At 69.3% G+C, this 17,441-nt stretch carries 12 protein-coding genes and 1 pseudogene; 4 read left to right on the forward strand and 9 right to left on the reverse strand.

Features of this window, described 5'->3' with window-relative positions:
• The first annotated feature begins 29 nt into the window (after positions 1-29).
• Positions 30-1,226: a GNAT family N-acetyltransferase gene (locus ACMATS_RS37095; protein WP_414170533.1), complete on the forward strand. Its 1,197-nt coding sequence runs from the start codon at positions 30-32 to the stop codon at positions 1,224-1,226.
• Between the two features lie 165 nt (positions 1,227-1,391).
• Positions 1,392-1,538, forward strand: a pseudogene (locus ACMATS_RS37100) (nitroreductase/quinone reductase family protein); the annotation flags it as partial.
• A 203-nt stretch (positions 1,539-1,741) separates the two neighbouring features.
• Here ACMATS_RS37100 and ACMATS_RS37105 read toward each other — a convergent pair.
• A complete protein-coding gene (locus ACMATS_RS37105; protein ID WP_390779341.1) occupies positions 1,742-2,263 on the reverse strand; it encodes a GNAT family N-acetyltransferase in 522 nt (173 codons plus the stop codon).
• A gap of 647 nt (positions 2,264-2,910) precedes the next feature.
• Positions 2,911-3,897 (reverse strand): DUF5937 family protein, encoded by a 987-nt coding sequence (locus tag ACMATS_RS37110; RefSeq protein WP_414170534.1) that lies wholly within the window; start codon positions 3,895-3,897, stop codon positions 2,911-2,913.
• Positions 3,898-3,998: 101 nt separating this feature from the next.
• Here ACMATS_RS37110 and ACMATS_RS37115 point away from each other — a divergent pair, with 101 nt between their 5' ends.
• Together ACMATS_RS37115 and ACMATS_RS37120 are read left to right on the forward strand one after the other, a co-directional pair.
• Positions 3,999-4,682, forward strand: coding sequence for a class I SAM-dependent methyltransferase (locus ACMATS_RS37115; protein ID WP_414170535.1), 684 nt, complete (start codon positions 3,999-4,001; stop codon positions 4,680-4,682).
• Positions 4,683-4,684: 2 nt separating this feature from the next.
• The gene (locus ACMATS_RS37120; RefSeq protein ID WP_414170536.1) at positions 4,685-5,827 is read left to right on the forward strand and encodes a cytochrome P450; all 1,143 of its coding nucleotides are present in this window, start codon (positions 4,685-4,687) and stop codon (positions 5,825-5,827) included.
• A 191-nt stretch (positions 5,828-6,018) separates the two neighbouring features.
• Here ACMATS_RS37120 and ACMATS_RS37125 read toward each other — a convergent pair whose 3' ends face one another.
• The 7 genes from ACMATS_RS37125 to ACMATS_RS37155 all read right to left on the reverse strand — a co-directional run bounded on the left by ACMATS_RS37125 (position 6,019) and on the right by ACMATS_RS37155 (position 17,430).
• Positions 6,019-8,895, reverse strand: coding sequence for a M91 family zinc metallopeptidase (locus tag ACMATS_RS37125; RefSeq protein ID WP_414170537.1), 2,877 nt, complete (start codon positions 8,893-8,895; stop codon positions 6,019-6,021).
• Positions 8,896-8,940: 45 nt separating this feature from the next.
• Positions 8,941-10,701 carry a hypothetical protein gene (locus ACMATS_RS37130; RefSeq protein ID WP_414170538.1) on the reverse strand — a complete coding sequence of 587 codons (1,761 nt, stop codon included), beginning with the start codon at positions 10,699-10,701 and terminating at the stop codon, positions 8,941-8,943.
• Positions 10,702-10,765: 64 nt separating this feature from the next.
• Positions 10,766-11,869: a M91 family zinc metallopeptidase gene (locus ACMATS_RS37135; protein WP_414170539.1), complete on the reverse strand. Its 1,104-nt coding sequence runs from the start codon at positions 11,867-11,869 to the stop codon at positions 10,766-10,768.
• A 167-nt stretch (positions 11,870-12,036) separates the two neighbouring features.
• A complete protein-coding gene (locus ACMATS_RS37140) occupies positions 12,037-13,764 on the reverse strand; it encodes a hypothetical protein (protein ID WP_414170540.1) in 1,728 nt (575 codons plus the stop codon).
• 47 nt (positions 13,765-13,811) lie between these two features.
• Complete coding sequence (locus tag ACMATS_RS37145) at positions 13,812-14,762, reverse strand: hypothetical protein (RefSeq protein ID WP_414170542.1); 951 nt, start codon at positions 14,760-14,762, stop codon at positions 13,812-13,814.
• Between the two features lie 55 nt (positions 14,763-14,817).
• On the reverse strand, positions 14,818-15,708 hold the full coding sequence (locus ACMATS_RS37150; RefSeq protein WP_414170543.1) for a hypothetical protein: 891 nt from the start codon (positions 15,706-15,708) through the stop codon (positions 14,818-14,820).
• Positions 15,709-15,951: 243 nt separating this feature from the next.
• Positions 15,952-17,430 carry a hypothetical protein gene (locus ACMATS_RS37155; RefSeq protein WP_414170544.1) on the reverse strand — a complete coding sequence of 493 codons (1,479 nt, stop codon included), beginning with the start codon at positions 17,428-17,430 and terminating at the stop codon, positions 15,952-15,954.
• Positions 17,431-17,441: the final 11 nt, after the last annotated feature.

The raw sequence follows: 17,441 nt of genomic DNA on the forward strand, positions 1-17,441 counted from the left end.
GCCCGACCTGCTCCAGGCATGATCAACTCGTGGACACCTACCTCGAGACCGAGCGCCTGATCCTGCGCCGATTCACTGCCGATGACGCGGATCTGCTGATCGTGCTGGACAGTGACCCGGCGGTGATGCGCTACCTGACCGGCGGCAGTCCGACCGCGCCGGAAATCGTCCGCGAGCGCCACCTGCCGAACATCCTCGCCGGCTACAAGAAGTGGGGTGGCGACCTCGGCCTGTTCGCCGCGCACGAGAAGGACGGCGGCGCGTTCATCGGCTGGTTCATCCTGCGTCCCGAGCCGGAGGGTCCTCTGGACGAAGCCGAACTCGGCTACCGGCTGCGGCAGGTGGCCTGGGGCAAGGGCTATGCCACCGAGGGTTCGCGGGCCTTGCTGGGCAAGGCATTCACCGAGCTCGGTGTGCGCATGGTCTGGGCCGAGACGATGTCCGTGAACCACGGTTCGCGCAACATCATGGAGAAGCTCGACATGACGCTCGCGGACACCGTCCCCACTCCCTCCGACATGGAGATGGTCGAGGGCTCCGAGCATGGAGGCGTACGGTACGAGATCACCAAGGAGCAGTGGGGGCAGTACTTCCTGGAACAGATCCGGCTCCGCCCCGGCGTCCGGTTGCCCGACGGTTCCAGCCCGGTCGAGGAGTTCTTCCGCCTGCCGGACCAGTGCCGCACCGAGTCGGCCCCGCCCACGTCCGGCCCGCAAACGGAGACCGAGCATCCTTCGATGCAGGCCGTCCGCATCGAACTCGACCGCCACGACTGGGCCACGATCGAGTGCGGCTGCGGCGAGTCCGCGAGCCACCTGCCCGATGCCCTTCTGCGGCTCATCGCTGCCCGAACGCCCGGAGAAACGTCCCTGGCCGGGATCGACGGCCACGTCATGATCCAGTCAAACCTCATGGACCCTGCCCCGGCTGTCACCGCAGTAGTCCTCGCAGCCCTGGCTGATCCCATCCTCACGACCCCTCTCGCCCGCACCGAACTCCTGTGGCTCCTCCTGGCCTTCACTGCCGGCGACACGTCCCGACAGGAGGAATGCGAGGAGCTCATTCGCGGAGGGATCTGGATCCTCTACCGGGAGTTGACCACCCACCCATCAATCGTCGCCCGAGCGCACGCCTACGAGACCCTGAGCAACCTCGATACCGAGCAAGAGCGGCTCGCTGCCTTCCATCACGCCGTGCGCGACCACCTGCCCGCATACCTGGGCTGACCTCACTCGGCGGTGCCGGGTGCGACACCGGAACCTTGCCGTCTCACGTGAAGTTATCGGCAGAGCGGGAACGCGGTCTCCCCTTCGCGCGAGGTTTGTGTTGGACTGTCCCGATGTCATCCGTACACGGCGATGGGGGGCATGCGATGCCTCTTGAGGGCGAGGAGGGCCCTGTGGTGGCAGCGCGCGGTCGCCGCGTATCCGCCGTACGCCGAATACCAGGAGAAGACCTCCCGCGTGATCCCGGTCTTCGTACTCGAACCCGAGCACCTGGCCGGGCCGGCGAAGGCCCCGGCGCCGACAAGGAACTGAGCCTTGGACCCCATGCGCTCGGGCCCGGTAAGGCGCCGTGCGGCTGGGGACAGGAGCCCGGCGCCGGCCTGGACAGGCTCACCTGACCTTGTTCCCGGAATGCGAACCGAACAAGGTCAGGTGAGACAGAGGTGAGGTCTCGCGAGAAGGGTCAACACCCCTGCCTCCGCCGTCACCTCCCGAAGGACTTCCGGACCGGACCACTAACGGAAGGCGTAGCGCCAGTTGTTGCTGGGGTGGTGGTGGCCAGGGGGGTATTCGTGCACCGTTTCGCCGAGGAAGGTGAAACCCGCCGCGCGGCAGACTGCGTTCGAGGCCGTGTTCTTCACGCGGGGGAATGCATGGGCGGCCGGGCGGCGATGCGCCGGTGGCAGGGCAGCCAAGAGGGCGAGGAGAGCGCTCACGGAGACCGTGGCCCAGCCTCGGCGCTGGTGCTCCGGAAGGATGCCCCAGCCTACTTCGAAGATCGGCTCTCCGTCGTGCTCCTTCGGAACGAAGGAGACAGTGCCCACGGTGTTCCCCGCCGGGTCTTCCACGCGGAACACCCGGCCCTTGTGCGGCGCTTGCGCGCTCATCGCCGTCCAGCGGCGATGGCGGACGAGAAGCGCGGTGTCCGATTCCGGGCCGCCCAGGTGTGCCGTCATCTCCGGGGCGTTGCGGCGGCGGAGCAGCCAGAGATCACTGTCCGCCCAGGGCTGGAGGCGGACCGGGCTTGTTGTGTGCATGAGATGAGAGAACACCCTCGGACGAGCGTTCCGCACCCGGATTTCGACGTCGAGCGGGGGTCTGGTCAGGTCCGGATCGTGAACGCTACCGCGTCGGTCACCTCACGGTGATCACGTCACCAGACGCAGCCAGGCCGCCGCGAGGGCGGCGTGACCGGCCGGCGTCGGGTGCACGCCGTCCGCAGCCCAGTGCTCCGGCCCCTCCCGTCGGCGCCGGGAGTGCGTGCGTGGCGGTCAGTCCGTAGCGCGGATCCGTCAGCCATTGCGCAACGCGCGTGCCGACTCGGTGGGTTCGGTCGTCAGGTGCTCGCTTCGTGTTTGCTCGAGGTCACAGCAGTTCGATCCCGCGCAGGGGGAGACGGTTCGAACTCCCTGGCCTGTGACGGGTCTGACGGTGGATCGTTCCGTCCCGTCCCATATGGGGCGGGGTGACCTTACGGGCGCGGAGTGGGCTCGACTGGGGCTGAGTCTTCCGAAGAATGCAGGCCGGGTCGGATGGTGGCGGAGTCACAGTGCAGTCATCAACGCCACTATGAACACCCGTGCCTTCTCGGGGTGTTCGGGCAGGCAGGCGACCGGCGCATGGGTTCCGAGACCCATCCCCATCCGCGTCCCCGTCGTCACGGGGACGGCAGCCGCCTTCGCCGTCACTGCATCGGCCTGCCGGTCCGCTCGGCCCGGCGGACCAGCTCGTTCCCGAGCCGGGTGCGTTCGTAGCGGACCTCGTGGCCGTACCGGGTGCCGGCGAGCAGCCCCGCGTCGCGCATGGCGAGGAGGTGCTTGGAGGTCCCGCCAGGACTCAGTCCGTGGAGCCGGGCCAGCGTGGTGGTGGATGCGGGGCGGTCCAGCCGGGCCAGTAACAACGCGCGGGTCCGTCCGAGGAGCCGGGCGAGGGCGTCCGGCGGTGCGCTCGGTCGCCACAGGTCGGCGATGCCCCGTGCCGGGTAGGCGATCGCGGGCTGCCACGGCTCGTCGGCTATCGCGACCACCGCAGGCCACAGGTAGACGCTCGGCATCAGCACGAGGCCTCGTCCGTGCAGCTCGGCCGTGAGGTCCACGCCGTCGTCCACGATCACGGTGCCGTCCTTCCAGGCGATCCGCGGGTCGATCCGGTCGAGCATCGAGCGCAGCCCGTGGTCGGTGAGCTGTCGCGACCGGTGGGCCACGTCCGTGTCGAGCACGGCCTGGATCCGTGGCCAGAGCGGTGCGACGAGCTGCTCCCACGCGGCGTGCAGTTGATCGGCGAGCAGGTCACGGGCGGTGGCCGGACCGGCGAGCATCGCATCGACGGTCTCCAGTGCCGCTCCCCGCAGTGTCGCCTGACAGCGCTTCAGGTCTTTGGCCACCTGTGTCGAGGGCGTCGACCGGATCTCCGCCAGCTGATCGTGGAACGTGGGCGCCGGCGTACGCGGCGGAGGGGCGAGGAAGTCGGGGACGGATCCGTGCAGCGGATTGACCGCCAACAGCTGCATGAGGTGCAGCCGAGCGGCTTCGCCGGCTATCGCCGCGTACCAGGACTCATGGTGCAGACGTGCGCGCGGGTCGATCAGCGTGCGCACGGCCTGCAGCGTTTCCCATGCCGGGGACCAGGCGAACCGGACACGGCCGAGATCCTCGCTGCTTGTCGCGAACATGACCATTCACTGAAGATATGCCCGTGAGCAAATCTTTTGCAGGCAGCGCGCGTTGAGCGCATCGTGGGCCGGTGCTCACGGGCCACACGGGGGGATGCGTGATGGGAAGCATGGGTCAGTCGGGCACCGGGCCCGGGGCGATCGCCCCGGACGGAAGCCCCGTGGAGTTCTTCGCGCTCTTCGGGGCCAGGGACGAACCGACGATCGTGCACCGGGCGATCCCCGAAGGGGCGACGGTGCTCGAACTGGGCTCCGGCGCCGGCCGGGTCGCCCACGAACTCGTCGCACTCGGGCACTCCGTGGTGGCAGTGGACGAGTCCCCGGAAATGCTCGAACACGTCCGCACCGAGGCGGTCTGCGCCCGCATCGAGGATCTGCGGCTCGACCGGCGCTTCGACGCGGTACTGCTCGGCTCCTTCCTGCTCAACTCGGCCGACGAGAGCCTGCGCCGCCGGTTCCTGGACACCTGCCGGATCCATCTGCGGCCGGACGGTGCGGTACTGATCTGCCGCGCCGTGCCACAACCGCCGTCCGCCGTCGGCCCCACCGAAAGCGGCGGAGCGGTCATCACGGTCGCCGACGTCCGCCGCCTGCGCGACGACCTGGTCGTTGCCACCATCGAATACCGGATGGACGGCCGGACCTGGCGGCAGGAGATCACCAACCACGAGCTCGACGACGCACGGCTCGTCGCCTGCCTGCACGAGGCGGGCCTGGAGTTCGACGCCTTCCTCACCGAGGACCGGGCCTGGGTCCGGGCGACCCTCTGCCAGGCGGGTGGCTGAGGGTGGGCTATCAGCGCCAGTACCGCAACGACTCGTTCGCGTACCTCAAGAGACTTCGCGGCCGCAGCGCGACGGGCATCGTCCCACTGCCCTGGGGCGGCTGGTGCGTGAGCGATGCCGAAATGGCGCAGGCGTTGCTGCGCGGACCGGAGTTCAACTCCGGCAGATCGGGCTTCTTCGGGGACCTGCTGCCGACCCGTTCCGCGCAGATCGAGGTCGGCCACGCGGTACGGAACCTCCTGCGGGCGCACGTACCGCAGTACCGCGAGGCACTCGCCGCCGAGGTGGCCCGACTGCCGCCGACCACACAGTGGCCGGCCACGGCCACCGACCTCATGTACCGCAGTCTCGCCGACCTGCTCCTGCACCCGGACACCCCGACCCGGGTCCGGCGCCTGATGGACAGGGCCGTGCACGGCGGAATCGTGTTCCAGGCGCCACGCGTGTGGCAACGCGCACGCGCGGAACTCCTGCGCGCCAAGTTCCTCGCGGCGCTCACCGAACAGGTCGGACACCGCCGGGAGAACGATGCGGGCGAACCCCGCGACGTGCTGGACGCCGTGCTCGGCGCATGCCCGGACGAGTTGACGGCCCGGACCGTGGCCGAGGTCTTCCTGACGATGTACCGGTCGATCGTGGCACCCGTCAGCGCCTCACTCGCGTGGGCCGTCCTGCTCGCCTTCTCGCACCACACATCGGATTCCCCCCTGCCGTGGCAAGCGGACTGGATCGTACGGGAAGCACTTCGGCACCGGCCGATGGTGTGGATGGTCGGCCGTTCCGTACCCCGCCCCACGGAATTCGGCGGCATCCCGTTCCAGGCGGGCGACACCATCTCGGTCAGCCCCTACCTGCTGCACCACGACGAACAAGGCTGGACCGACTGCGAGGAGTTCCGCCCCGAACGATGGGCGCAACCGGCCCCGCACGGTCCCTACATACCGTTCGGCGCAGGCCCTTTCACCTGCGCCGGCGCAGCGGTGGCACACGTGCTGATGACCGAAGCGCTGACCGCCCTCACCGGCGACGCCCGCCTGAGCATCACCGGCGGGGACCTGCGCCCGGCCATGATCGAGGGCGCCGTCCCCCGGTCCTTCACGGTCCACCGCGCCGTGAGGCAGGTCCACGACACCGGAAGGAGGTGAACGAACATGGCTGCTCTGCTGCACCGCGTCCTCAACCGCAAGCCGGCCGTACGGTGGGAATGGCCGTAAACACCGGTCGGTGAACCGACTCGACGGGCTCACACGGCGAACTCTCGGACGTGTGAGCCCAACGAGCCGGTCGGGCCCTGAAGTTCTTCCGGACCCACCCGCACCGCCCAGTCGCTGCGTGCTCAGTGCGGGAGCCGGCGATACGCGGCGACGTAGTTGCGCAGCAGGGCCTGGTGGGTGCCGTTGATGATCGCGCCGAGCGGGCGCTGGGCCCGGAGAGGGGCGTCGAGGCTCTTCTCCTTGATGCTGTTCGAGAGCTCCGCCGCTCTGTCCTTGGTGACGTACTGCCTGAAAGATTCCTCGTTCATTCCGGCGAGTTCTGCCAGCCTGGTGTCGTCCGGAACGGCGAAGACGAGATCCGACAGGCCCAACGCCGCATCAGGCGCCACCCCGTAGAAGTCGAGGACGCGCTTGCGCCACTCCTCACGGCGGGCATGGCTCTGGGTGTAGGACTGGCGGAGCGCGACGAGCCGGCCGCTGACGGGGCCTGTTGCGGGTGTGTCCAGGATGGCCTTGACGAGCCTTTCGCCGTCGGTGACGACGGAGCAGCCGGGGGCGAACACCCTCTTGTCCTTGTCCTCGCCGCGGAGCTTCCCGAGAGACTTCGCCAGGGCCTCTCCTTCCTGGTCGCCCATGCCGAAGGTGATGCCGTCCTCCAGGCGGGTTTCGCCGTCCAGGAGCTTGATGAACGTGTTGGGCTCCGGGAAGTAGACGGTCCTGGGGTCGACCTTCGCCATCGCGACGCGGACGTCCCGGTCCATCGCGGTGGCGATGTCCACGCGCGGATCGCCGCCCGCGGAGAGGCGGTAGCCCCCGCTGAAGAGATCGGGCCAGTTGCCCTCCCGCAGCCGGTCCGCCGCCGCGTCGAACAGCGGCGCGCCGTCGGGGGTCCTGAGCGAGATCACATCGGCGTCGCCGGTGTGGAAGTAGATCTGCTCGTATCCCTTGCCGTCGGCGTGCAGCGCCTTCGCGAACTCCTGCGCCTTGTCGCTCCCGGCGATGGCCTGCCGTATGGCGCCGTAGGGGATGGTCTTCTGATCGCCGAGACTCGTCCTGCCCCTGGGCGCGCACCAGAGGAAGGACAGGACGGCGACCGGGAATTCGGTTTTCTCCCGTTCCCAGGCCTTGGTGAAGCCGTCGATGATCTGCCGCTGCCGTGCGACGCGTTCCGCGCGTCTGGCATCGCTCTCGCCGTAGGGGTAGCCCTCGTTGAGCCCGATGACGAGCGCGCACCCCTGCCCGCTCGCGGTGGCCTCGTCGCGGTAGCGGCGCGCCAGGGTGAGCAGCTTGCCGTGGTCGTCGACCTTCGCCGGGACCATGGCGACGAAACCCACGCTTCCCCTGCGGGGCCGGAGACTGCCGACCACCTGTCCCGCGTACACGTCCGTGATCGGCTCCCAGGGTGTCCTGACGGTGGCCGGGGTTGCGGGCCGGACCTGGTTGACGATCACGCCGGCCTGCTTCCGCTGCTCCTCGGACAGGCTGTCGGGGCTCGTCCACTGGGGCCGGGAGGTCTCGACCGGACGGCCCGGGCTGCGATGGCACGCGCGCTGCTCGACCAGGTAGCCCTGCTCCAGGCGGGCAGCGCCGATCTTGTCCCGGTGGTCCCACACCTGGAACGCGGCGGCCTGGTCGACACGACTCAGGAACGCTGCCAGCGCGTTCAGGGAGGAGACGTCGCGCTTGTACACGAAGCTGCTTGCACCGGCGAAGAGCTGGTGGGGGATCCGTTTGCGGGGCACGGCCAAGTGGTGCACGCGCTCCACCCTCGTCAGCGCGACGTAGGCGATGCGGTGCCGGAATCCCAGGTCGCGGGCGATGGCCACCTCGGTGACCCCACGCACGCGCATGCGTTGCTGCCAGGTGGCGGCGGCGTCGCGCAGGGCGGCGAGGCCGTCGGCGTCCCGCCGGCCGGCGTGTACGACCGCGCGGGCGTGGTGGTCGAACGCCACCCGCTCCGCTCGTGCTTCGGCCGGGGAGGGCGAGATCCGACGCCCCTTGTGCCGCACCACCACGCCGTCGATCCACTCCAGGGCCACGTCGCTGCCGTGGGTGCGGATCTCCTCCCAGTTCATGCCGCGCAGCACGACCAGCCCCTGCTCCGTCTCCGCGACCGGGAGCGGGTTGAGGTATCTCAGGGACAGCTCCGTGAGTGTCGCCTTGTAGAACGCCTCGCGCTCCTTGCGCGTCTCGGGCTTGCCGGTGTCGGGTACGTCCACCGGGCCCGGGTTCTTCATGCTGACCGCGTAGCCGGTGCCGTACCTCTCGCGGAACAGCCGCTCGGTCTCGGCCAGTGCGGCCTGCCGGACCCTGGCGCGTTCGTCGTCGTCGTGACCCGTGTCGTCCATGGTCCCGGCCAGGGCGTGTGCGGCGTGGATCAGCTCGTGCGCGAGGGTCACCTCGGGGGCCGTGGCGACGTCGTCGGAGAGCAGCAGCAGCCGGGGGTGGAAGGAGACGACGGAGTACACGCCCCGGCCGTTGTAGAGCGGTCCCTCGAGCCTGGAGTTCAGCGACCACTGGGCGGGCTTGCCGTCCGTGGCCTGCGTGATGATGACGTTGATCCCCACGAGGTCCCGCTGCTTCGGCGTTCGACCGCTCTTCCGGGAGCCGCTGTGGCGGCACAGGACCCGCGTGCTGACGCCCGCGTCCCAGTCCTCCGGCCCGCCGTAGGTGCCGTCCGGGTCCGGCAACGGCCGGGCGTGGCCCAGGAACTCGACGAGGCGCTTGCCCGCTTCGGAGGACTCGATCCGCCGGAGCAGGAAGTCGATCTCCCCGATGTAGTCCCCGTGGTCCAGCTCGAGGCCGGGCTCGGGGTTGGAGGTGTCGTCGCGGATGTCGAGCACGTCCGGGTCGGGACACACGGCGATGCCGGGCCGTATCACGGTGAGGGAGAGCGGCTTGCCGCCGAGCCAGGCGATCTCGATGGGCGACTCCGCGGCTGCCTGGACCGGCTGCGGTGGTGTCAGACGGGCAGGGGCGAGCCCTGTGAGGCGACGCATGACGGGGGGTTTCCTTTCGGGGAGCCCGCGGGGATTCAGGGGGTTTCAGTCCGTGACGACCAGGACGGCCCGCGCCTGATGACGGGTGTCGGCCTGCTGACGGGCGTCGGCGGTCAGGACCAGGGAGGAAGCGGCACCGTCCGCCGTCGGCGCGGTGTAGCGCAGCGAGATCTTCTCGACGGCGGGCAGCAGGTTCGGCAGCTCCGCCGTCGGCGACCCCGTCGCGGGCAGCAGGGGGGCGAGCGCCTCCCCGAGCGTGATGCCTTCCTGGGCGGCCCAGGTCGCGGTCCAGCTCGTCGCGTCCGGATCCTTGTCCGCCACGAGGTCCAGCTCCATGAGCGACGACTCCGGGCCGCTGAGCAGGAGGGAGCCCGTGGCCTCGACCTCGGACGGGCCGTCCCCGGTGCTGATCCGCGTCGTGAGGCGGGCGCGGGCCCGCAGTCCGGCGGGCAGCGGGAACTTGGCGGATCCGGCCGCGGCGAACAGCCGGCCGGAGGGCGTGGGGACGATCTCGAAGCACAGCTCCTGCAGGGTGAGTTCCGCCAGGGAGGCGGGCAGGCCGCTGCCCATGGCCTGCTCGGTCCAGGCGCTGATGTCGCGGAAGGCGATGCGGTCCGCCTCCACCGTGAGCCCCCAGCCCCGGGCACTCCTGGCGGCCTTCACCCCGACCCGGGTCCCGCCCACGACGAGCGTGCCCGCCAGGGTGACTTCGAGCGCCCGGTCCCCGCCGCCGGACACCAGGACCGTCTGGTCCTCGATGCGTACGCCCGCGATCTCCAGGGGGCTCAGGAGCTCTCCCGCGACGACGAAGGCGCCTTCCCGGAGGTCGCACAGGAAGGAGAGCCGTCCCCAGCCGTTCTTGCCGAGGCCCGGGGCGGCGTCCTCGAAGAGGCCGCTGCCGTCGGCGAGTTCGCCGTACGCCGTCAGGGCGGGCAGGTCGACCGTGACGGCGCTTTCCAGTCCGGCCACGGACAGGTGCGCACCCAGCTCGACCGACAGCCCTCCCCAGCCGTTCTGCCGGGCGGCGGAGTCCAGGGCGATCCGCGCACGGACCCGGCCGAGCGTCACACCCGCCAACAGCGGCCATTCCTGGGCCAGATCGACTTCGAGTTCTCCGGTCACCCGCCCGTCCCCGGGGGCGTACGAGACGGTGACCTCGCGGAGCGCGGGCAGTGCCGAGGCGAGGAGCCCCTGCCACTCCGCGGGGAAGTGCTCGGTGACGGCATCAGCGCCCGTACAGCCCGGCAGGTCTGCCACGTACCGCAGGGACGGCAGGGTGAGCCCGTCGGGGAAGCGGGCGGACACCGTGAACGTGCCCTCGTGCACGGAGGCGAGGAACAGCACCGGCTCGTCGAGACCGGGCAGCTCCCACCGGGCTCCCGGGACGGCTCTCTGCTGTTCCCCTCCCGCTTCCTCGCCCGGCCGGGGGGTGGCGTCGAGCACGACGACGGGCGACTGCGCCCCCAGGGCCTGCAGCGGACTCAGGTCGTGCGCCGGGAAAGGCCCGGGCAGCTGCCACTTCGGGGCGTCCACGACCAGGACGAATCCCACGACCGTCCTGCCCGAGGTGTCGGCCAGGAACTCCGCCACGGCCGGGCACGGCTCCGGCCCGAGGTCGGGTACGACGCAGCGCCCCCGGACCGTCATGCTCTCCGCGGTGAATTCCGCGTCCGAGAAGTTCAGTTCGGGAGAGCCGAGATACGTGGAGAACGCGCCCCGGACCGCGGGGTCGGCGAACTCCTCGGCCTCGATGCGCAGACTTCCGTTCCGTGCCCTCTCGGCGATTTCCTCAACGGACAATGGCATTGCCGAATCCCGTCCTCGATGTTCTGGGCGATACTCTGGGCCGTACCCACGTGAAGCGGTGGGGTCAGGCATAGGTCTCTTCACTGATCCTGATGACGGCGGGGCCGTTTCCGGGGTCGGCCACGGGCGGCTGCGGGCGCGCGAACTCCAGCACAGGGGAAGGGCCGTCGTGGGCCGCGATGATGCGTCCGGCCCGATCGGCGTGCTCGGGTTCGAGCTCCTGCCGAACGTGGGGCTCGGCCGTCGTGCGATCCGCGAGAAAGTCGTCCAGCTCGTTGAAGAAGCGGTCGAAGTACTTCACAGCAAGGCTTCTCTTCGCGTTGTTTTTAGGGTCATTGAGGATGAGGTCCCTGAACATCGAGTCCCCCTCGGGTCGCTTCCAGCCCCGTTTCCAGATGCCCGCAGCTTGATCTCCCTTCGCCAACGGGCCGTAGGTGGGGCGCGCAGCGAATCCGAGCTCCTTGGCCAGCCGGCGTTCGCTGATGTCGAACAACTCCATGCGCTGTGTGCGTATGTGCTGTGCCCGCGCGGCGTCGTTGGCCATGTGGAGGTCGACTGCCTCGATACTCCGCAGTTGTCCGGGGGTGTTGCGCAGGACCTTCCGTCCCGTTCCGGGATCGGTCGTGGTGCCCAGCAGCCACTCCAGAGCGACGGGGTTGCCGTGGGTCACGATCTCTTCGAGCGGGCTGGTGTCGAACGCGAGAGCGCCGTTGAGGAGTCCCGCCAGATAGGGTTGCTCCTCCTCGTTCGTCTCCATCGATCCGGCGACGATGTGGGCGGCGTGGACCAGTTCATGGCCCAGGACGATCTCGGGCGCCAGAATGACCCTGTCCTGAACCACGGTAAAACGCGGATTGAACTCGATGTACGAGAAGTAGCCGAGACCGGTGCGGGCGGCGGGCGTCTCGTCGGTAAGAGTGCGGGTATCCGCGACGGTCCCGCCCCCTCGGGAGAGAATCACCGTCGAGATGCTCGCCGGGGAATTCCCCGACTCGTACTGGGCGGTGAAGGCGGATGCGCCGAACCCGTCGGGGCCGGGAAGCGGAGTGGCCTGCCCGAAGAAGTCCACCAGGCGCTTACCGGAGGGAACGGCCTCCAACCGGGCCAGCAGGTCGTCCACATGGTCCAGGAACGCCTGGTCGAGGGGGGCTGTCGGGTGCGACAGCATGGTGGTGCGGTTGACGGACGTGACGGCGATTCCCGGGCGGAGTTCCACGGCCGGGCAGGAACCCCGCGTGCCCATCGTGATCCGCATGCGCGCGGGGGGCGTCCTGGGGGTGGAGGGGTGGGTCACTGGGTGCTCCGAATGCGAGGAGAATGCGAGGAGGTGATCGGTCAGCCGCGGTGGGTGTCCGCGAGCGGGGCGGGCGTCGCTCCGGATGGCGCCGTGGCGAATACGGCACGCACGGTTCCGGCGTCCGCGGCGACGACGACACCGCCGTCCCCCGTCATGAGTTCGAGCTTGGTGACCTTGGGCAGAAGGTTCCGTACGGAATCGTCCACCGTCCCTCCGAGCCATTCGACGAGATCTGTCACGGATACCGCGGCGTCGCCCTGCCAGGAGGCCTGCACACGGCCTCCCGGCTGCGCCTGGAGCTCCAGAATCATGGGTTCGGCCGCCGGCAGATCGACGGACAGCGTGGCCTGCAGATGCCCGGTTCCCGGGCCGGTGCCACTGGCGGCGCTGATCAGGAGGTCTGTTGTGCGGCTGCCGAGAGAGAACAGGCTGTCGGCGGAGAACTCGAAGGAACCATCGGCCCTCCGGGCCACGGACAGGTCGTCGAGGACGACGCCTCGCAGGAATTCCGGCACGGTGACTCCCATGCGTTCCGACAGCCAGTCGGCGACCGAAGCGAAGTCCACATGGCGCACCGATCCGGCCAGTTCCCACCGGCCGTCCGTCGTACGGGCGGCGACGGCGCGGACCTGGGCGGAGCCGATGGCCAGCTCGCCGAGGATCCGTACATCCGGAGCCCCGCTCCCGTGGCCGGCTATTTCGAGGGCTGCGTTCTCCAGGGCGAAGTCCGCACCGGATGCTGCGGGTGCCGAATAGCCGAGCGCGAGGGCATAACTCCCCTCCCGCAGATCGGCCCTGAGCGTGGCATGGGCGACGGGAAGACCCTCCAGACCGCTCCCGGAGGCGAGTTCGGCCGGTGTGCCGGTGTCCGGGAAGGGGCCGGCCGCCTCGGCCGTCACCTCCAGCTCCGGAACCGTGATGGTTCCGCTGAGGGTGTAGCCGTGCATGTCGATACCGGCATGCAGAGCGGCCCGGGTCCGTACGGGGCTGCCCTCGGGGAAGGTCAGGGTGAACTCCGCCTCGACGGCGGTGAGCTCCGCCGTCCCCGGGACCACTGCCACGTGATCGGCCAGGCCCACCCGCAACCAGACGCTGCACAGCCGTCTTTGGCCGGTATCGGCGACCATCTGGATCTGCCGTATTCGAGGAGCGGTGACAGGTATCTCCGTCGGAAGGGCGAAATCGGCACCCGAACCGAACGGCAATTGAGCGAGATCGGCGAGGGCGGACAAGGAAAGTCCCTCGCCCAGAGCCAGCGACGCGGTGACCGTCGATGCCCCGGAAGAAGTGACGTCGAACTCCCACTGTCGAGCGTCTGCGCCGATTCCCGGCAGGCGGACCACGCAGCGGGGTACGACGGCCGGGCCCCCGTCCTCGGACAGGCCGAGGGTGAGGACGGCGTGCAGCCGCCCCGACTTCCACGCGGTGCCCAGGAAGCCCAGGTCGAGGTCGAGATCGCCCAGTCGGAACCGCCAGTCCGGCAGTTGTACGTCCAGCACGACGGCGCTCACGTCCGTTCCCCGGGCATCGCCGAGGAACCGCAGGGTGCAGGGCAGGTCGGCGCCGTGGTGAGCCAGTGCCAACCGGCCGGTGACGGCCGGCGCTTCGAGGTCCACCTCGGGGTCATGGACGGTCAGAGCGTCCGTGAAGAGGTAGTCGTCGAAGAGCTTCAGCGCGTTCTCGTGCACCAACTGCTCTGGGGTGAGCGTCAATTCCCCCTTCGTGTCGGTGAGGATCGTCCGGACCTGCGCCATCGACAGGGACACCACTTCGCCTTTCGTTTCTGCATGCTTTTCTGCGCCGTGCACGGCCGTCAACGGGCCCACCGGGGGACGACCGGAGTCACCTCTGCCGGGGTGCCGAACGGATGGCTGGGCTCTGCCTGGCCCCGATCCGGCCAGAACTCCTTTTCACCGCGCCATCCTCGGGGCGGGGTGAACTTCGGGGAGCCAGGGGTCCGGGGCGCTTTGTCGAGATTCGTCCAATAGCCGACGAGCCCTGTCCAGCGTGCCGCTTCGTCTTGGAACGGGTTGTAACGGAACCCCCGGTCGAATCCCGGAAATCCCTTGCTCCGGTCCGGCTCATGCTTGATGAAGTCCCGTGCCGAGGACCACGCATGCTGCTTGACCGGCAGGCGGCCGTCGGGCCGCTCGGAGAAGGTGAAGCGCAGGGTGATGTCCACCTGGTACGCCTCCAGGACCCGTTGCGGGGGGATGTGCCACGGCGCGTCCCACTCGGTGGCTTCCTTCACCAGTTTCCGGGCCCGGCCTCCGGCATGGCCGCGCCGCCCCGGATCGAGCACATTGCCTTCCATGCTGACCAAGTACTTGGTCGGCTTGATCACGTACAGCCACTTCTTCAGGGAGGTGCCGTCCCGGTCCCTGGCCAGTTCCCGCGCTATCTTCCGCAGTTCGGAGAGGTCCGCCTCGCTGCCGTGCCTTCTCTTTTCGAGTTCCCGGACGGCCAGTCCGGCATTGAGGTCGGTTTCCCTCATCTCTTCCAGCAGATCGCCGAGCTCCCAGCGGACGAACATCTTGATGGCGGTGTCGGCATCCCGCGCCACACTGACGAACCCGCTCTTCCTGCTGAAGTTCTTCCAGTCCGCGAGGTGGCCCGGGATGTCGTAGTACGTGTCCCAGCCCGTGAACCCGTCCTTGAATATCTCCTCCGGGCCCCGGCTGTCGATCCGGTACACCCAGTCCGGCACCCTCTTCGGCACGTACGGAAAAATGGGGAGCAGCTTCTTCTGACTGCCGTTCGGCATCTGTGATCCTGATTCGGGGAAGAAGGTGAACGAGTTCGCTTCGGGGGGGGGCGGGTTATAGATCGACGGACGTGAAAGTGAACCGGTCCTTCTCCGCCGCCTCGGCGGCGGACGCCGTTTCCGCCGACGGGCCCGACAACAGCACCGCGGCGCTGGCGTGTCCGGTGGCCGGGCCGCCCTCCGAGGCGAACGGAGTGTGCTCCTGCACGAGGGTGTACCGGTGGTTCCCCTCCGGACCCCAGGGCCACCCGTGGGCGCCGTCGGCCGAGGGATGACCGAGCACGAGCAACTGTCCCTGGGGTGCGAGGGGATGACCTGTGAGCCCGTCTGCGACATCGGCCGGGAACGCCTCCGCCTGAAGGCCGGCTGCAACGGCGCCCGGCACATCGCCGAGGAAGACGATGCGCAGCGAACCGTAGACCAGCAGGAGGACGCATCCGTTCGCGTCCGCATCGGACGATCCCGGATTGCCGGTGGAGTTCGCCGCGAGCACATAGAGCCGCATTCCGCCGAACGAGACGACCGGCGCACCCAATCCCCGGAAGGACGGCGGAAAGGTGCGCGCATTGTTGCCGACCAGCCACCGGTGAAGCTCTGTTCCTCCCTGGAGGCCGGCGTACTGCCGGAGGTCTCCGCCGCAGGAAACCTGCCCGATCTCCAGCCCCCGGGTCACCGGGATCAGGGCGTTGCAATGGGAGGAGTCAGGGTGCGTGAGGAACACATGGTCGATGCGCGTGCGCCCGGCGAGGGCCCGCCGCACGGTGGCGCGCATCTTCTCGGCGGTCTCCTGCGACCCGAGCGAATTTCCGCAGTCGATCATCACGGTCGGCGGTGGCCCGGCATGCTGATCTGCCGCTTCCGGGAAGGTGATGACGGCGCAGGTCGTGTCCTTGGTGTCCGTGAGCACGATGTCGGCCGGCTTACGGGCAGGGGTTCCATCCGTCATGGGCCCGGGCTGGGGGCTCAAGTTGTTCTCCTTCGGGGGCACGGGTTCGGGGTGGGGCCGGGGGGGCTCGGACGGGGGAGAAGGCCGGCGCGCGGAGGCCGCTCCGCGGCCGGGCACGGCGTGCGCTGCGCTGTGCCCGGCCGCCCGGTTCACGCAGGGAAGGGGTGGTCGCCCCACGCGATGGCGACTCGTGCGGGGCCGGTGTTGTTCACGTCGGCGGAGACGAGCGTGGCCTTGCCGGCGTCATCCGGAGAGGACGGGGAAGAAGTACGCGTCGGTGGTGCCGCCTTCGCCCTCCTGCCAGATCTTGTACCGCTGTCCCTTGCGCAGGGGGACGGTGGCGGAGGCACCCCAGACGTCCGGGGCGTTGCCGTAGTCGATCGATGCGGCGGCCACGGTCTCGAAGTTGTCGCCGCCGGTGTTGATGTCGACGTAGACGGTCCTGGTGGCGTGACGTCCGACGGTCTTGATCCACAGGAGCAGCAGGCCGTGGGACTGTGCCGTGCGTTCCGCGCCCTGGAAGGCGCCGGTCAGCTTGTCCGGGGTACCGAGGAGGGTGTTGAGATCGGCGCGGTCGGCCGAGAATTTGCCGCTGATCCAGAGGTCGCCGTTGCCCATGCCGCTGAAGTCCGTCGAGCCGACGAGCGCCTTTTCGGTCACGGCGAGCTTGCCCGTCACGGTGAGGTCCTTCTTCGCGACCACGGCATCGCCCACAGCGAGCGTTCCGTCTCCGCCGTACACGGTTCCGTAGAAGTGGCTCTCCCCTGCCACTCCCACGGAACCGGAGAAGTGACTGTCCTTTTCCACTTGCACAGCACCGTCGATGGTGAGCAGCGGGTGGTCGTACTTGCCCCTCTGGCCGCCTGCGGAGATCTTGGTGACGGTCAATTGCGGAAAGACAGGCTCTTCGACCGCGACGGCCGTCGAGAGGTGGTGCGTGATCGTCTCGCCGGAGCGCTCCAGCGTCACCCGGACGTGGAATTGGGTGTCACGGGTGAGGCCGGTGACGTCGCACTGCCACTTGTCCCGTCCGCTGAGCGGCCCGTCGTGCCGGCCGTCGTAGTAGACGTCGCAGACGGCGTCGGACGGCGCGGTCCAGGTGAGGGCGGCTTTCTGACGCGCCTTGAGCAGGGTGACGGGGGTCGAGCCGGGGTTGCCGTTGGTGTCGATCTCGCGGAGGACGAGGTCGCCGACCACGTCGGGCGTGAGGGCCTCGGCCATAGGGTACTTGGCGAGCGGGAGGACGACCTGGTTGGTCTCCCAGGTCTGGCCGTTGTCGACGCTCACCGTTTCCCGGATACGCAGCAGGGCGGTGCCCGCAAGGCCGTTGGCCTTGAAGTCCTTGAGGCTCAGGAGAAGTCCGTGCGTGGTGAGGGAGACGGACTCGCCGGTGACGGGGCGGACCACGACGGGCGTGTTGCCCGGGGTGAAGGCCGCCAATTCGTCCTGGGGCAGGGCCAGGAGGACGCCGCTCTCGATCTCGTCGGCGGTCCACTGCTCCTTCGGTTCGGCGTTGGGGCGCACGTGTCCGCCCGCGGGCACGAGGTCCTGGGCGAGGTCGCCGGTGGGGATCTCGACGAGGATCTGCTTGCACAGGACGGCCTCGGTGCCCGAGTTGGACACGACGATGTCGATGTGGGCCGGCCGGCCGGTGGCCAGCGGGGCCGGGACGGTGGCCAGGCCGTAGGTCAGGCGGCTGGTGCCGCCGATGTTGGCGCTCATGGTGGCTGTTC

This window comes from Streptoverticillium reticulum (assembly GCF_047456005.1).
Lineage (GTDB): Bacteria > Actinomycetota > Actinomycetes > Streptomycetales > Streptomycetaceae > Streptomyces > Streptomyces reticulum.